Below are 14,829 nucleotides of genomic sequence, written 5' to 3'. Positions count from 1 at the left end.
ATTCTAATTTTTTCTTTAGAGTGATAAAGAATTTATATATAATTGGCAACAAAAAAAGATTTTATTACATGTGATATGATTAGTAAATTCTTTTATTATGGTATTTTATTTGATAAATGTAACTTGTTATAACTTTATTTTATATAGGTATATTAATATAATATACAACATATGTACAATTTTTAGCAACATTAAACATTGCTATCGGTAACGATATAAAATATAATAATAACAAAGCTTTTATTAGAAATGTGCATTTCGAAATTATTTATTGTAAACGTTTTCAAACTATAAGTTTGATAGGAATTTTCAAAAAAATCATATACTTTTATTTATTATTATATATTTGATAAGTTGAGCATTTTCTTATTTAATTATATTTAATATTTAAAGAGAGGGATCGAATATGAACTCAAATACAGTAATTACAATAAGTCGTCAGTATGGCTGTGGTGGTCGTGAATTAGCAACAATTTTAGCTAAAAAATTGAATGTTAAATTATACGATAAACAGATTATCCATCTTGCAGCTGCAAAACTTGGCATTGATGATTTAAGTGAAGAAGATTTGAAAGAATTAGAAAATACTGTTCAACCAATGACACTTACTTATGTACCATTCCATTCTTTTGGTAATCATGCAGGTGAATCTAGCCGTGGTATGTTTATTGCAGAAGCTAGCGTAATTAGAAAACTTGCTGAAGATGGCCCTTGTGTTATTTTAGGTCGTTCCGCTGATTATGTACTTGAAGATATACCAAATCATTTTTCTATCTTTGTTTGTGCTAATGATGAATATAGAGCACAAAGAGGTAAAGATGTTTATGATGGTAAAACATTAAAAGAATTAAATCAAGAAGATGATAAGAGAGCTAGATATTATAACTACTATACTGGTAAAAAATGGGGAAATCCAGTAAATTATGATTTAGTAGTAAATACTAGCAGTGGATCTTTGGATAAAATAGCAGATGCTATCATTGAATATATAAATACAGTTAGATAATTATTTAATGTAATCATTAAAAATTTAATAACATAATGGGAGGCATTTATATGTCAAAATTTTTATCACGTGTAGCATATGCGTGTGGTACCTTTGGGCATGACTTCTTCTATGCAATGATTGGTACTTATTTTATGATTTTCGTAACAAGTAACTTATTTAACACAGATGACACAAGTTACAATGAATATATGATCGGTCTTGTAACAACAGTTATTCTTGTTATTCGTGTCGCAGAACTTTTCATTGACCCATTCATCGGTAACACTATCGATAAAACAAAAACAAGATGGGGCAAATTTAAACCATGGGTTCTTTCTGGTGCAGTTATTGCTGCAGTTACATTAGCTATTTTATTCACTGATATTGGTGGTTTAGCTGAAACAAGTCCTATAATGTACTTAGTTGTTTTTGCTATCTTATATATAATCATGGATATTTTCTATTCAGCTAAAGACGTTGCTATTTGGTCTATGATACCAGCACTTTCTTTCGATTCTCGTGAACGTGAAATCACAGCTACTTATGCTCGTATCGGTTCTGTATTTGGTGGTCAGCTTGTAACTATCATCGTTATTCCAATTGTTTTAGCTTTTTCTAAAAACAGTAACGGTGGTGCAGGTGATGCTACAGGTTGGTTTGCATTTGCTGCAATCGGTGGTTTAATCGCAACTGCTGGTGCAATTATCCTCGGTATTGGTACAAAAGAACATGCTTCTGCACTTCGTGAAAATAAAACTGATACATCTTTTGGTCAGGTTTTCTCCGTATTAATGAAAAATGACCAGCTCTTATGGATTGCATTTGCATATCTTATCTTTGGTTTAGGTCAGAACCTTATCAATAACTTCAACCTTTATTACTTCATCTATGTATTAGGTGATTCTTCTCAGTTCTCCTTCTTAGGTGTAATCAACGTTATCATTGGTTTAATGGCAGTTGCTTTATTCCCTTCCTTAACTAAAAAATTCAGTAGACGTAAATTATTCTTCTACTCTATCGCAATCATGTTGATTGCTGTTGTAATTTACTATTTCGCTGGTCAAAATGTATATTTAACATTACTTGGTGCTGGTTTATTTGCTTTACCACAGCCTCTTATCTTCCTTGTTGTATTAATGACAATTACAGATACTGTTGAATATGGTCAGTTAAAACTTGGTCATCGCGATGAAGCACTTGTACTTTGCGTACGTCCTTTAATCGATAAATTAGGCGGTGCTATCACATCTGCTATCGTAGGTTTCACAGCTGTTTGGGTTGGTATGTCTGGTAATAAAGTTACAGCAGCAAGCATTACTCCTGAAAATTTACTTAACTTCCAATTGATTATGTTTGCAATTCCATTTGTTTTACTTATTATTGCAACATTCATTTACAAAGCTAAAGTTAAATTAACTGAAGAAAAACATGCCGAAATCGTTAGAGAACTCGAACGTACTTGGGGCAAAGATAATAAATAATAAATATAAAGAACATCTTCTTAAAATGAAATAATCTTAAAAAGGACATTCTTTTATGGGAATGTCCTTTTTTTATGTTATTTCATTTGTATTTTTTAAAAATTATATTTTTATTGAATTTTCATTTTAATAGACGTTTTGCAAATATAATGGTATTATTAGTAATAGAATTTGAGGAGAAAAGAGGCATGGCACCAAATGAAAGTTTATCTTTATATTAACAAGCAAGGATTTAAAGAAAATACTTTTAGAGTATCTTTCAAAGAATTAGTAAAAGTAGTACGAAATGAACAAAGTAAACCTACTTCTTATTTAGTAGGTAAATATGAAGTAAGGGATTATGAACATAGTTATGATGTGCCTTATAATAAAAAGTATGAAAATAGATATTTTGCAATACCTATTAGCGATAGAGAAAAAGGATTTTTCAATTTAACTACTATTTTTTGTAATAATGATTTGAGTGATTATGAAGTAATTAATGAAGCTACATTAAATAGTGTAATTAATACTTTATTTAAAGATGCAGATGAAAGATTATCCAGTAGTATTACTCTTGAATATGTGGGCGGACGTTCTAAAGAAAATCAAAATATCATTGAAGATATTTCTGCATCATCTTTTATTGCAATGATTAATATGTTAAATACTTGGGCAAAAGAAGAAAATCAAGAAACTGAATTTAAATTACAGATTGAATTTTAATATTAATAGTGGAATTATATCAATAGAAGGATTAGCCTTTAAGGTTAATCCTTTTTTATTTAGTTGTAAAAACAACTGAATTTATAAATTTTTTTATTATAATATTATATAATTCAATAAGATTGGAGTATGTACAATGAAAAAATGGTTGATAGTTTATTCTAGTGTAACTGGAAATACAAAACAAATAGCAGAGGCTATTTATAATGGATTTAATGAGGGTGAAGCTGATATTTATGCAGTGAAAGATAATTTTAATTTAGCAGATTATGATAATATAGCTGTAGGATATTGGCTCACTCGCGGTGAACCAGATAAAAAGGTTCAAGAGTTATTAGCTAAATTGAATAATAAGACAGTGATATTATTTCAAACTCAAGGTGCGGAATTAAATAGTGAACATTCAATAACTGCTTTTGCTAGAGCTGCTAGTTATTTAGGGGACAATTGCAAAGTATTAGGAACTTTTGCCAGCCAAGGAAAAATAAATCCAGTAATGCTTGAAAGACGCAAAAATGCTGATAAAAATGATCCTCATGCAGCAACACCTCGTAATCTTGAACGTTGGCAAAAAGCGTCTATGCATCCTAATGAAGAGGATTTTTCACGAGCGAGAGCTTTCGTTGAAGCAATGAAACGTAAAATATCATTAAGAGAAAAATATTTAAATATGAAAAAATAAAATAAAGAAAATAAAAAAGACGGTTTTTATACCGTCTTTTTTATTGTGTTTTAAGTTTTAGATAAGAGATTTAATATCTTCTTCTACGCTGTTAATGCCGGATATACCGAAGTTGTCTACAAGAACTTTAGCTACATTTGGAGATAAGAAAGCTGGAAGTGTAGGACCAAGTTTTATATTTTTTACACCAAGATAAAGAAGTGCTAAAAGAACGATAACAGCTTTTTGTTCATACCATGCGATATTATAAGCGATTGGTAATTCATTGATATCATCTAAGCCAAATACTTCTTTAAGTTTTAAGGCAATCAAAGCGAGTGAATAGCTGTCATTACATTGACCAGCATCTAAAACGCGAGGTATACCACCGATATCGCCTAGATTTAATTTATTGTATTTATATTTTGCACAGCCAGCAGTCAAGATAACTGTATCTTGAGGAAGTGCTTTAGCAAAGTCAGTATAATAATTTCTAGCTAATTGACGACCATCACAGCCAGCCATAACTACAAATTTTTTGATAGCACCAGATTTTACAGCTTCAACTACTTTGTCAGCAAGTGCTAAAACTTGATTATGAGCAAAACCACCTACGATAGAACCAGTTTCAATCTGTGTTGGTGGTGGGCATTTTTTGGCATGTTCAATAATAGCAGAGAAATCTTTAGTTTCGCCGATTTCTCCAGGGATATGTTTACAGCCTGCAAAGCCAACAACACCTGTAGTATAAATTCTATCTTTATATTCAGCTTTTGGTGGTACGAGGCAGTTAGTAGTCAATAAGATTGGGCCGTTGAAGGATAAAAATTCTTCTTTTTGTTTCCACCAAGCATTACCATAGTTGCCTGCGAAGTTTTTATACTTTTTAAAGAATGGATAGTAATGTGCAGGAAGCATTTCGCTATGTGTATATACATCAACACCAGTTCCTTGAGTTTGTTCAAGAAGCATTTCTAAATCGCGTAAATCATGACCAGAAATCAAGATTGCTGGATTATTGCGAACACCGATATCTACAGATGTGATTTCTGGATTACCATAGCGAGAAGTATTTGCTTCATCTAAAAGTGCCATGACTTTTACACCAAAAGCACCAGTTTCTAAAGCAAGAGATGTTAATTCTTCTCCGGATAAATTATCATCAACTGTTTTAGCTAAAGTAGCTTGTAAAAATGCGTCAATTTCATCGTTGTATTTACCGAGGGCATTGGCATGTTTATTGTATGCTGCCATACCTTTTAAACCATAAGTGATTAATTCACGAAGACTGCGAATATCTTCATTTTCAGTAGATAATACACCGATAGTAGCACCTTTTTCTAGGTAGGAATTTTCATCATTAGTAGTCCAAAGAGCTACAGGGGATAAATTATCTTTATTTTGTAATTTTGCAAGTAGTTCTTGTTTATAAGTTAAAGTCTCTGTGATGCGTCTTTTGATAATATCATCATCAAAATTGGCATTAGTGATAGTGATAAATAAACTTTCACAAATGAATTGATTTAATTTACGACTGATAGTTTGTTTTTCTTGACGAAGTTTAGTAGTGATTTCGCAAAGACCTTTAGTTGCATAAATCAACAAATCTTGAAGTGTAGCAGTAGTGGCAGATTTTCCGCAAACACCTACACGTGTACAACCTTTGCATTGTGCAGTTTCTTGACATTGAAAGCAAAACATTTTATTTTCCATAATTATCTCTCCAATAATTTTATTTGTAATTTAATTGATATATTTATTATAATTAGGCTTAATTTAAAAGTATGTTGTAAAAACAACAAAATTTATAAATTAAAAATAAAAAAGCTAGAATATATAAAAAATTATATTCTAGCTTCTAAAATTTAGAAATTATTTGTATTTATTACCATAAACCTAAAAGGTGTTGAACAAATAAACTTACGCAGGCAATAGCTACCCAACAGCAAAAACCCATGATTATAGGACGACCACCATTTTTTATTAAATCGATGATATCAGTGTGTAGACCAATAGCTCCCATGGCCATGATGATAAAGTATTTACTACAGAATTTCATTAAAGCAAAAAACGTTAAAATAGCCGAAGATAATTCAGCAGAAAAAATATTTACATCCATAAAATAATTTAAGATAGTTGTAATGATAGAGGCAATAATAAAATATAAAATAAACATTGGAAAAGCAGATTTTACACTAGCTTTATTTTGACCAGAGGCTTTTTTGGCCTGATAAAAACCTAAGATTAATGTGATAGGAATGATAGCAAGTGTTCTTGTGAGTTTTACAATAGTGGCACTATCTAAAACTTGTGTACCAGTATTGTGCATGCTATCCCAAGAAGAAGCTGCTGCTGTAACCGAAGAAGTATCATTGACAGCAGTACCTGCAAAAAGTGCAAATCCATGGTTGGATAAACCTAAAAGATTACCTAAAGTAGGAAAGATTAAAGCAGCGATGATATTGAATAAGAAAATAACAGAAATAGCTTGAGCGATTTCCTTATGATTAGCATCAATAACAGGTGCTGTTGCAGCGATTGCAGAACCACCGCAAATAGAAGAACCTACACCAATTAAAATAGAAGATTTAGCAGGTATATTGATTAATTTAAAAATTATGTAGGCTGTAATTAATGAAGTGGCAATTGTAGAAATAATGATTGGCAAAGATGTAGCACCTACAGCGATGACAGTGCTTAAATTTAAACCAAAACCTAATAAAATAACAGCATATTGTAAGACTTTTTTTGATGTAAAAGTAATTCCACTTTTTAAGATATCTTTTTCACGAACGAATTTAGATAATAACATACCAATTAAGATAGCAAATACAGGACCGCCAATGATTTCAAATTCTTTACCTAAAAAATAAGCAGGTAATGCTAGGACAAAACAAAGAAGAAGTCCTTGAATGCGGTCTTTAATTAATAACATATAATAATACCTCCTATATTTAATTACCTATCAAATGTTTATATTTAATCGGTAATTTTTATAACAAGGAGATATTTTAACTTATTTTTTTGATTTGTGCAAGGTTATTGATTTTATTTTTGTCTTAATTCATAGATATCTAAACGACGATGTCTCAAGAGTGGTATTTGTTCACGAACGAGATTAATTTCATTTAAATCTATAGTTGTAAATAAAAAGTTTTCTTCAAAATCTGCTTGATTTAAAACTTTTCCCCAAGGAGAAACGATGATGCTATGACCATAAGAATGGTAAGAAGCACTTAAATCTCTAGCAGGAGCGGTACCAATGGTGAATACTTGATTATCTACAGCACGACTTTGGAATAATAATTCCCAATGAAGTGGGCCTGTTGTCATATTGAAAGCAGCAGGAACAAAGATAATTTTTGCTCCTAAATCCGTCATTAATCGAGCGAGTTCAGGAAAACGAAAATCATAACAGATACATAATCCCATTTTTCCCCATTTAGTGTTAAAAACAGTGATATTATTTCCAGCAGATAAAGTATCTGATTCTTTAAACTGTTGACCATTTTTTACATCTATATCGAATAAATGCATTTTGCGATGTTTAGCGATGCAATTGCCCCTATTGTCAAAGACATAAGCTGTGTTGAAGATATGATTTTGCTCATCTTTTTCAGGAATAGAGCCAGCACTCAAATAGATATTGTATTTTTTAGCTAGATTTTGACAAAATTTATAAGTGATATCGCCTTCATATTCTGCATATAGGGGAAATGAAGCATTATTATAAGGGCAGTTAAACATTTCTGGTAAAGTTACAATATCTGGATAAAGATGAAGTGATTTTTTTAGATAAGTTTCAATGTAGTTTAAAGTTTGTTCTTTTGAAGATAAGACTTTTGTTTGTAATTGTAAAATATTGAGCATGAAAAAGCCTCCTGATTTGTTTTTATAATATAGTTTTTATAATATATATGTAAGTTTATTTTTATTGACATTTATGAAAGCAAATCATATAATTTTGCTATGAAATAATATGAATTTAAATAATACGAGGAAATTATTATGAAAAAAATAATATTAACATTGACCTGTGTGACTATTATAAGTAATGTGGGTAATTTCAATATAGCGAATGCACATTATCATGATAACTATAGGCATCATAATATAAATACGCAAATGCAGGTAGATAAATTTAATTTCGATCCATTAATCAATAATGAAATTGTAGATAGTATGCATATGCCGATGATGAATGAAGAATTTGTGCAAAGTGGCAATGTGGATAAAGATTTTGTCACTAATATGATACCACATCATCAAGGAGCAATAGATTCTGCAAAATTGATTTTAGAATATGGCAGTAATGAAGAAGTAAAAGCAATAGCTCGTAATATCATAAAGACACAGACAAAAGAAATTGAAGATTTCAATGAGCTTTTAGCCAATGAAGATTTTAGCAATAGTAATTTAAGTGAAAAAGCTTATGCTGAATTTGTAGCCAAAGAAAAAGAAAATATGGCGGAAATGATGAATAAAATGATTGCTGTGACTAGAACACGTGATAAAAAAACGGCTGATTATACATTTATTTTAGCTATGAAATATCATCATGAGGGAGCTATAAAAGCTAGTAAACAGATTTTGGCATATACTAAAAATCCGCAAATAAGAAAAATTGCTAAAAATATCATTAAAGACCAAGCAAAAGAGATAAAACAATTTGATAAATTAATAGAGCAAGGTTTATAATAAATGAGAATGTAAATTAAATATATTTTTTATAATGAATGGTTTACATTTGTCAAAGCAAAACGTATAATAATCTTTATGTGTTTTGATTTAGTATTTATTTAAGGAGGAATTTACCTGTGAAATGGGCTGAAATTAGCATTCAAACTTCACATGAGGCTACTGAAGCTGTAGCAGAGATTTTTCATGAACTTGGAGCATCTGGTGTATTGATTGAAGACCCAGAACTTGTGAATACGTATATTCATTCTGGAGCTTGGGATTATACAGATATACCGCTTGCTGAAGAAACAGAAGTTGTTACAGTAAAAGCGTGGCTTCCTACTGATGAGGATTTACCAAGTAAATTAGAACAGTTGCGTTTGCACATCGATGAAATGAGCCAATTTTTGGATAAGGGTTCAGGATTGATTAATTGCAGTGAAATCCAAGATGAAGATTGGGCTAATAATTGGAAGCAATTTTTCCATCCAGAACGCATTGGTGAAAAAATTGTAGTAAAGCCATCTTGGGAAGAATATACTCCATTAGATAATGATATAGTTATTGAATTAGATCCTGGTATGGCATTTGGTACTGGTACACATGCTACAACATCTATGTGTATTCAATTTTTGGAAGAATATGTAAAACCAGAAATGAAAGTTTTCGATGTTGGTACAGGTAGTGGTATTTTAGCAATTGCTGCTTCAAAATTAGGAGCAAAAGATATCGAAGCTGCTGATTATGATAATGTAGCAGTTGATGTTGCTAAAGAAAATATCGAAAAAAATCATGAATGTAAAAATATCAAGATTTTTCAAAGTGATTTATTAAAGAATATGAATGGTAAAGCTGATTTAATCATAGCTAATATTATAGCAGATATTATCATTCGTATGTTTAATGATGTAGATAATTATTTAAATCCACATGGTGCTATTTTAACAAGTGGTATAATTGCAGATCGTATAGCAGATGTTACTAAAGCTGCTGAAGAACATGGTTTTATGGTAGAAAAAATGAATGAAAAAGCTGGCTGGGCTGCAATTATTTTCCGTCGCAAGGAAGATATGCAATGAGGCGTTTATTTATAGATGAATGTCTAAGCGAAGATATCACGATTAAAGGCGATGATGCCAAGCATCTTCTTTATGCTATGAGGGTAAGACCTGAGCAAGTTTTTACTATTGTTGATAAAGAAAGTAAAGTAGCACAGGCAAAAGTTATCTCTTGTACAAGTGATACAGTGCAATTAAAATTATTGCAGTATATAGAAGATGCTGATACAGAAGCACCTATAGAAGTAGTCGTTGCACAATGTTTGCCAAAAGGCGATAAAATGGAATTCATCGTACAAAAAGCGGTGGAATTAGGAGCAGCAAGTGTTGTTCCTGTAGTCAGTCGTCATTGTGTAGTGAAATATGATGAGAAGAAAAAATTAGCTCGTCAACAAAAATGGCAAAAAATTGCTGATGAAGCAGTAAAACAGTGCGGTAGAACAATAAAACCGACAGTAGAAGCTATTGTGAGTTTAGAGCAATTAGCAAAAGATTATACAGATTATGCTCGTTTTATTTGCTATGAAGCAGAAGATGAGCAAAGTTTTAAAGAAATGTTGCAATCAGCAGATAGTAAAAAATATCTTATCTTGATTGGCCCTGAAGGTGGATTCGCTCCAGAAGAAGTGCAATTATGCAAAGATGCTGGATTTAAAAGTATATCTATGGGAAAACGTATTTTACGAGCTGAAACTGCATCAATTGCAGCACTTACTATCGTCATGTATGAAAAAGGCGATTTAGGTGGCATTTATTAATTTTTGATTTAGATTAAATATTAAAGATTTTTGTTTAGTATAACTATTTTATGGGAAACTATAATTTAGTTATACTAATTTTATATTAGTAGTTTTTTTATTTTATTTTAATTGAGGAAGTGAAATTTTGCCAAAAGTTGCATTAACAACACTTGGTTGTAAAGTTAATCAAGTAGAAACAGAAATAATGGAAGGTCTATTTCGCAATCGTGGCTATGAAATAGTGGATTTTTCTGAGCCTGCTGATTTTTATATTATAAATACTTGTTCTGTTACTCATTTAGGTGAGCGAAAATCTCGTCAATTAATTCGCAGAGCAAATCGTTTAAATGATAATGCTATCATAGCTGTAACAGGGTGCTATGCACAGATTGCTTCTGATGAAATCAGTAAAATTGAAGGTGTTCGCGTAGTAATCGGTACTAAACAGCGTGATAAGATAGTTGATTTGGTAGAAAAAGCAGCTCGTGAAGATGGTTTATTTAATGAAGTAAATGATGTTATGCATATGCATGAATTTGAAGACATTCCTCTTTATGGCACACCACATCGCACAAGAGCTTTCTTAAAAATTCAAGATGGTTGTTGTAATTTCTGTTCATATTGTATTATTCCATATACTAGAGGGCCTATTCGTTCACGTAAATTGGAAAGTATAAAAACAGCAGTAGACCAATTAGTAGAAGAAAATTTCCATGAAATAGTATTTACTGGTATTCATTTAGGTGCTTATGGTAGAGATTTTAAAGGTGAAAATATTTCTTTAAGCGATGCTGTAGAAGTTTGCTTAGCTAATGAAAATTTAAAAAGATTGCGACTAGGTTCTTTAGAGTCCATTGAAATATCTCCTAGATTATTGGAATTGGTGAAGACTCATAAACGTTTTACTAAGCATTTACATTTGCCACTACAAGCTGGTAGTGATGAGATTTTAAAAGCTATGAACCGCCATTACACTACAGCAGAATTTGCTAGATTGATAGAAAATATTCGCCGTGAAGTGCCAGATATTGCTATATCTACAGATATTATCGTTGGTTTCCCTGGAGAAACAGATGAATTATTCCAAAAATCTTTGGAATTTGCTAAATCTATGAAATTCATGAAGATACATGTATTTCCTTATTCTAAACGAGCAGGTACTCCAGCTGCCAAAATGACAAATCAAGTTGATGAAGCAGTAAAAAAACAAAGAGTTCATTTGATGCAAAAGATGGCAGAACAATCAGCAGTTGAGTTTTATCAAAGATTTTTAGGACGCGAATTAGAAGTTTTATTTGAACAAGAACAAGATGGATATATGGAAGGTTTAACTTCAAATTATATAAGAGTGTATATTAAAAATGATGGAGATATAACTTCTGGTGATATTCGCCTTGTAAAATTAGTTAAATTATTTAAAGATGGTATTTTAGGTGAATTAATTTAAAAAATATCTAAATAAAAAAGGATTTTATTAATTCAATAGCGAATATATATAAAGTTATAGAGTTAGTATTAAAGTTTAGGTAAAATTTAAATGAATTATTTTAGATTTTATCTAAATTGAGGTGTATGTTAAATATTTATTTGATATATGTCAATTCTATACTAATTAAGCTATAAAAGGAGGTGCCTTATATGTCAGATTGTATTTTTTGTAAAATAGCAAATAAAGAAATTCCAACTCAAGCTGTATATGAAGATGATATGGTCATTGCTTTTAATGATTTAGAGCCACAAGCTCCTGTTCATGTATTAGTTATCCCTAAAAAACACATTGCTAGTCTTCTTGCAACAACTGCTGAAGATAAAGAACTTTTAGCACATATCACTTGTGAAGTAATTCCTATGCTTGCTAAAAAATTGAATATTGCAGAAAACGGCTTCCGTACTGTAGTAAACACAGGGGAAGAGGGTGGCCAAACAGTTCAGCACCTTCATTTCCACCTACTTGGCGGTCGCTCTATGCAATGGCCACCAGGCTGATAAAAAAATCATATCAAATTTGTATATAATTGCAGGTTATAGTTGACAATGCACTTATAAGCAAGGTATAATATTTGGGTATGATTATTAAGTACAACACTCCCGTGTTAGGTGGAGGGGAGGGAAATATAAATGTCATCTGAAATCAAAGTTGGTAAAAACGAAACAATTGATAGCGCTCTCCGTAGATTTAAACGTACTTGCCAGAAAGCTGGTACTTTAGCTGAAGTTAGAAAACGTGAGCATTATGAAAAACCAAGCGTAAAACGCAAAAAGAAATCAGAAGCTGCTAGAAAACGCAGATACAGAGCTTAATTAGCTCAAAAACGGAGGTAATTCATATGTCACTTAAAGCCCAGTTAATGGACGATATGAAAGCTGCTATGAAAGCTAAAGAAGACGGAAAACAGAAACTCGCTGTTATCCGCATGGTTCGTTCAGCTATTCGTCAGACTGAAATTGATGGTCAAAAAGAACTTGATGATAACGATATAATTGCACTTATTAGCAAAGAAGTAAAAATGCGTAAAGATTCTATAGATGAATTTAAAAAAGGCGGTCGTGAAGATTTAGTCGCACAGACTGAAGCTGAAATTGCCGTTTTAATGCCATATTTACCAGAACAGTTATCAGAAGAAGAAGTTAGAGCATTGGTTAAAGAAGCAATTGCTGCTACTAATGCAACAACTCCTAAAGATATGGGTAAAGTCATGGGACAGCTCATGCCTAAAGTTAAAGGACGTGCTGACGGAAAAATGGTAAATACCATTGTCAAAGAATTACTAGGTTAATTATGAAAACAGATAAGATTACTGAAAGTAGTCTTATCTGTTTTTTTATCTAAAAATAGGGTTATTAGGTGATATTATATGCAAAATAAAACAAATGATTTTACCCAAAATAGTATGGCTCATAATATCATGAGTTTAGCAATTCCAATGACTTTAGCACAATTAATAAATGTTTTATATAGTCTTGTAGATAGAATGTACATAGGACATTTGGCACAAAATTCCACTTTAGCATTGACGGGATTAGGAATTACTTTTCCTATTATTATGCTGATCACAGCATGTACTAATTTATTTGGTATGGGTGGAGCACCACTTTGTTCTATCGCTAGAGGTAGAGGCGATGACAAAAGGGCAGAAAAAATAATAGGTAATTCTTTTGCAATGTTGATTATCTGTAGTTGTATCTTAATAACTATTGGATTATTAGCAAAAAGACCTCTATTATATTTATTTGGAGCGAGTGATGAAACATATCCTTATGCTAATGAATATTTCTCCATTTATATTTGGGGGAGTATTTTTCTGATGTCTGGACTAGGTATGAATACTTTTATCAATGCTCAAGGTTTTGCGAAAAAGGGAATGCTCACTATATTGATTGGTGCAGTAATTAATATTATCTTAGATCCTATTTTTATTTTTGGTTTAGATTTAGGTATAAAAGGTGCTGCTATTGCCACTGTTATTGCACAATTTATTTCAGCTTCATGGGTAATACATTTTTTGCGTAGTGATAAAGCTATTTATCGCATTAAGAAATCTTGTATGAAATTAGATTTTAAATTAATAAAAGAGATTGTTTCTTTAGGTTTTTCAGGTTTTGTTTTTGCTACTACAGGAAGTTTAGTACAGATTGTCTGTAATAATGTATTGCTGTTTTGGGGCGGAAATATTTATGTAGGTATAATGACCGTATTAAATTCAATACGTGATGTTTTACAAATGACAATAGAAGGCATTCGCTCAGGTGCTCAGCCTGTTATCAGCTACAATTATGGTGCAGGGCAATATTTGCGTGTAAGACAGGGAATAAAATTTTTGACAAAAATAGCATTATTATATACAAGTATAGCTTGGTGTATATTAGATTTTTTTCCAGAGTTTTTTATTCATCTATTTAATAGTGAAGAAGAAATGTTATTACTTGGTGTGCCAGCATTACATATATATTTCTTAGGATTTTTTATGATGGCATTTCAGTCTGCCGGACAAACAACATTTATTTCACTAGGTATGGGAAAATATGCAACATTTTTTTCGCTATTTCGTAAAGTCATTTTAGTTATTCCGTTGACGATTTTTTTACCTAATTTATGGGATTTAGGTGTATATGGAGTTTTTTATGCCGAAATGATTTCAAATTTTGTAGGCGGTATAGCATGTTTTTCTACTATGATGATGGTCGTCTGGAGACGTTTAAAAAGAAAAGAAGAAAGAGATGGAATATAAGATTTTCCATCTCTTTTTATTTTTAATAAATATTGTTTATATAAATTTTTATAATTGATTGATTAAGGTTTTTGTATTTTTGTAAATAAGAAATAATAAAGGATTAGGATTTTTTAAGATTGATATGATTAATTTTGTAGAGATTTTAAGAATTTTATTATATTGAAATAAGTTTGTAATTTTTATAAAGGTAAATAGATATTTATTGTAGAATTATATTAATAAAATTTATAAGTATATTTTGTTGTTGATGATAAAAGCAAAATAATTAAGAATAAAGGGAAGTG

At 30.9% G+C, this 14,829-nt stretch carries 15 protein-coding genes; 12 read left to right on the top strand and 3 right to left on the bottom strand.

Annotated features, from left to right (window positions below; all coding sequences use genetic code 11):
* The first annotated feature begins 406 nt into the window (after window positions 1-406).
* The 4 genes from Q5I67_RS05320 to Q5I67_RS05305 all read left to right on the top strand — a co-directional run bounded on the left by Q5I67_RS05320 (window position 407) and on the right by Q5I67_RS05305 (window position 3,856).
* Complete coding sequence (locus Q5I67_RS05320) at window positions 407-1,006, top strand: AAA family ATPase (protein ID WP_302486598.1); 600 nt, start codon at window positions 407-409, stop codon at window positions 1,004-1,006.
* Between the two features lie 50 nt (window positions 1,007-1,056).
* On the top strand, window positions 1,057-2,469 hold the full coding sequence (locus Q5I67_RS05315; protein WP_302486597.1) for a glycoside-pentoside-hexuronide (GPH):cation symporter: 1,413 nt from the start codon (window positions 1,057-1,059) through the stop codon (window positions 2,467-2,469).
* Window positions 2,470-2,667: 198 nt separating this feature from the next.
* Window positions 2,668-3,174 (top strand): hypothetical protein, encoded by a 507-nt coding sequence (locus Q5I67_RS05310; RefSeq protein WP_302486596.1) that lies wholly within the window; start codon window positions 2,668-2,670, stop codon window positions 3,172-3,174.
* A 136-nt stretch (window positions 3,175-3,310) separates the two neighbouring features.
* Complete coding sequence (locus Q5I67_RS05305) at window positions 3,311-3,856, top strand: flavodoxin family protein (RefSeq protein ID WP_302486595.1); 546 nt, start codon at window positions 3,311-3,313, stop codon at window positions 3,854-3,856.
* Between the two features lie 57 nt (window positions 3,857-3,913).
* Here the strand turns inward: Q5I67_RS05305 and hcp are convergent, their stop codons facing one another.
* From hcp to Q5I67_RS05290, 3 genes are all read right to left on the bottom strand, one after another.
* Window positions 3,914-5,548, bottom strand: a complete 1,635-nt coding sequence (gene hcp / locus Q5I67_RS05300; protein WP_296896153.1) for a hydroxylamine reductase — start codon at window positions 5,546-5,548, stop codon at window positions 3,914-3,916.
* A gap of 172 nt (window positions 5,549-5,720) precedes the next feature.
* Window positions 5,721-6,770 carry a YeiH family protein gene (locus Q5I67_RS05295; protein WP_296896154.1) on the bottom strand — a complete coding sequence of 350 codons (1,050 nt, stop codon included), beginning with the start codon at window positions 6,768-6,770 and terminating at the stop codon, window positions 5,721-5,723.
* A gap of 113 nt (window positions 6,771-6,883) precedes the next feature.
* The gene (locus Q5I67_RS05290; protein ID WP_302486594.1) at window positions 6,884-7,705 is read right to left on the bottom strand and encodes a carbon-nitrogen hydrolase family protein; all 822 of its coding nucleotides are present in this window, start codon (window positions 7,703-7,705) and stop codon (window positions 6,884-6,886) included.
* A 138-nt stretch (window positions 7,706-7,843) separates the two neighbouring features.
* Here Q5I67_RS05290 and Q5I67_RS05285 point away from each other — a divergent pair, with 138 nt between their 5' ends.
* The 8 genes from Q5I67_RS05285 to Q5I67_RS05250 all read left to right on the top strand — a co-directional run bounded on the left by Q5I67_RS05285 (window position 7,844) and on the right by Q5I67_RS05250 (window position 14,542).
* Complete coding sequence (locus Q5I67_RS05285; protein ID WP_302486593.1) at window positions 7,844-8,533, top strand: DUF305 domain-containing protein; 690 nt, start codon at window positions 7,844-7,846, stop codon at window positions 8,531-8,533.
* A 119-nt stretch (window positions 8,534-8,652) separates the two neighbouring features.
* Window positions 8,653-9,594, top strand: a complete 942-nt coding sequence (gene prmA, locus Q5I67_RS05280) for a 50S ribosomal protein L11 methyltransferase (RefSeq protein WP_302486592.1) — start codon at window positions 8,653-8,655, stop codon at window positions 9,592-9,594.
* A complete protein-coding gene (locus Q5I67_RS05275) occupies window positions 9,591-10,331 on the top strand; it encodes a 16S rRNA (uracil(1498)-N(3))-methyltransferase (protein ID WP_302486591.1) in 741 nt (246 codons plus the stop codon). Before prmA ends, Q5I67_RS05275 begins: the two co-directional genes overlap by 4 nt.
* Window positions 10,332-10,458: 127 nt before the next feature.
* Window positions 10,459-11,760: a tRNA (N(6)-L-threonylcarbamoyladenosine(37)-C(2))-methylthiotransferase MtaB gene (gene mtaB / locus Q5I67_RS05270; protein WP_302486590.1), complete on the top strand. Its 1,302-nt coding sequence runs from the start codon at window positions 10,459-10,461 to the stop codon at window positions 11,758-11,760.
* 191 nt (window positions 11,761-11,951) lie between these two features.
* A complete protein-coding gene (locus tag Q5I67_RS05265; protein WP_015562422.1) occupies window positions 11,952-12,299 on the top strand; it encodes a histidine triad nucleotide-binding protein in 348 nt (115 codons plus the stop codon).
* A gap of 132 nt (window positions 12,300-12,431) precedes the next feature.
* On the top strand, window positions 12,432-12,614 hold the full coding sequence (gene rpsU, locus Q5I67_RS05260; protein ID WP_008538150.1) for a 30S ribosomal protein S21: 183 nt from the start codon (window positions 12,432-12,434) through the stop codon (window positions 12,612-12,614).
* Between the two features lie 26 nt (window positions 12,615-12,640).
* A complete protein-coding gene (locus Q5I67_RS05255) occupies window positions 12,641-13,090 on the top strand; it encodes a GatB/YqeY domain-containing protein (protein ID WP_022228659.1) in 450 nt (149 codons plus the stop codon).
* 78 nt (window positions 13,091-13,168) lie between these two features.
* Window positions 13,169-14,542 carry an MATE family efflux transporter gene (locus Q5I67_RS05250; protein ID WP_302486589.1) on the top strand — a complete coding sequence of 458 codons (1,374 nt, stop codon included), beginning with the start codon at window positions 13,169-13,171 and terminating at the stop codon, window positions 14,540-14,542.
* The last annotated feature ends 287 nt before the right edge of the window (window positions 14,543-14,829 follow it).

The sequence above is a fragment of the uncultured Megamonas sp. genome, assembly GCF_958438645.1.
Lineage (GTDB): Bacteria > Bacillota > Negativicutes > Selenomonadales > Selenomonadaceae > Megamonas.
The sequence above is the reverse complement of the archived record's forward strand: the minus strand, read 5'-3'. Positions and strand labels throughout refer to the sequence as shown.

What these genes read in the sequence shown, in the direction of transcription:
- Q5I67_RS05320 (WP_302486598.1), top strand. Translation starts at nt 407, where the DNA reads ATGAACTCAAATACAGTAATTACAATAAGTCGTCAGTATGGCTGTGGT.
- Q5I67_RS05315 (WP_302486597.1), top strand. Translation starts at nt 1,057, where the DNA reads ATGTCAAAATTTTTATCACGTGTAGCATATGCGTGTGGTACCTTTGGG.
- Q5I67_RS05310 (WP_302486596.1), top strand. Translation starts at nt 2,668, where the DNA reads ATGAAAGTTTATCTTTATATTAACAAGCAAGGATTTAAAGAAAATACT.
- Q5I67_RS05305 (WP_302486595.1), top strand. Translation starts at nt 3,311, where the DNA reads ATGAAAAAATGGTTGATAGTTTATTCTAGTGTAACTGGAAATACAAAA.
- hcp (WP_296896153.1), bottom strand. Translation starts at nt 5,548, where the DNA reads ATGGAAAATAAAATGTTTTGCTTTCAATGTCAAGAAACTGCACAATGC.
- Q5I67_RS05295 (WP_296896154.1), bottom strand. Translation starts at nt 6,770, where the DNA reads ATGTTATTAATTAAAGACCGCATTCAAGGACTTCTTCTTTGTTTTGTC.
- Q5I67_RS05290 (WP_302486594.1), bottom strand. Translation starts at nt 7,705, where the DNA reads ATGCTCAATATTTTACAATTACAAACAAAAGTCTTATCTTCAAAAGAA.
- Q5I67_RS05285 (WP_302486593.1), top strand. Translation starts at nt 7,844, where the DNA reads ATGAAAAAAATAATATTAACATTGACCTGTGTGACTATTATAAGTAAT.
- Q5I67_RS05275 (WP_302486591.1), top strand. Translation starts at nt 9,591, where the DNA reads ATGAGGCGTTTATTTATAGATGAATGTCTAAGCGAAGATATCACGATT.
- Q5I67_RS05265 (WP_015562422.1), top strand. Translation starts at nt 11,952, where the DNA reads ATGTCAGATTGTATTTTTTGTAAAATAGCAAATAAAGAAATTCCAACT.
- rpsU (WP_008538150.1), top strand. Translation starts at nt 12,432, where the DNA reads ATGTCATCTGAAATCAAAGTTGGTAAAAACGAAACAATTGATAGCGCT.
- Q5I67_RS05255 (WP_022228659.1), top strand. Translation starts at nt 12,641, where the DNA reads ATGTCACTTAAAGCCCAGTTAATGGACGATATGAAAGCTGCTATGAAA.
- Q5I67_RS05250 (WP_302486589.1), top strand. Translation starts at nt 13,169, where the DNA reads ATGCAAAATAAAACAAATGATTTTACCCAAAATAGTATGGCTCATAAT.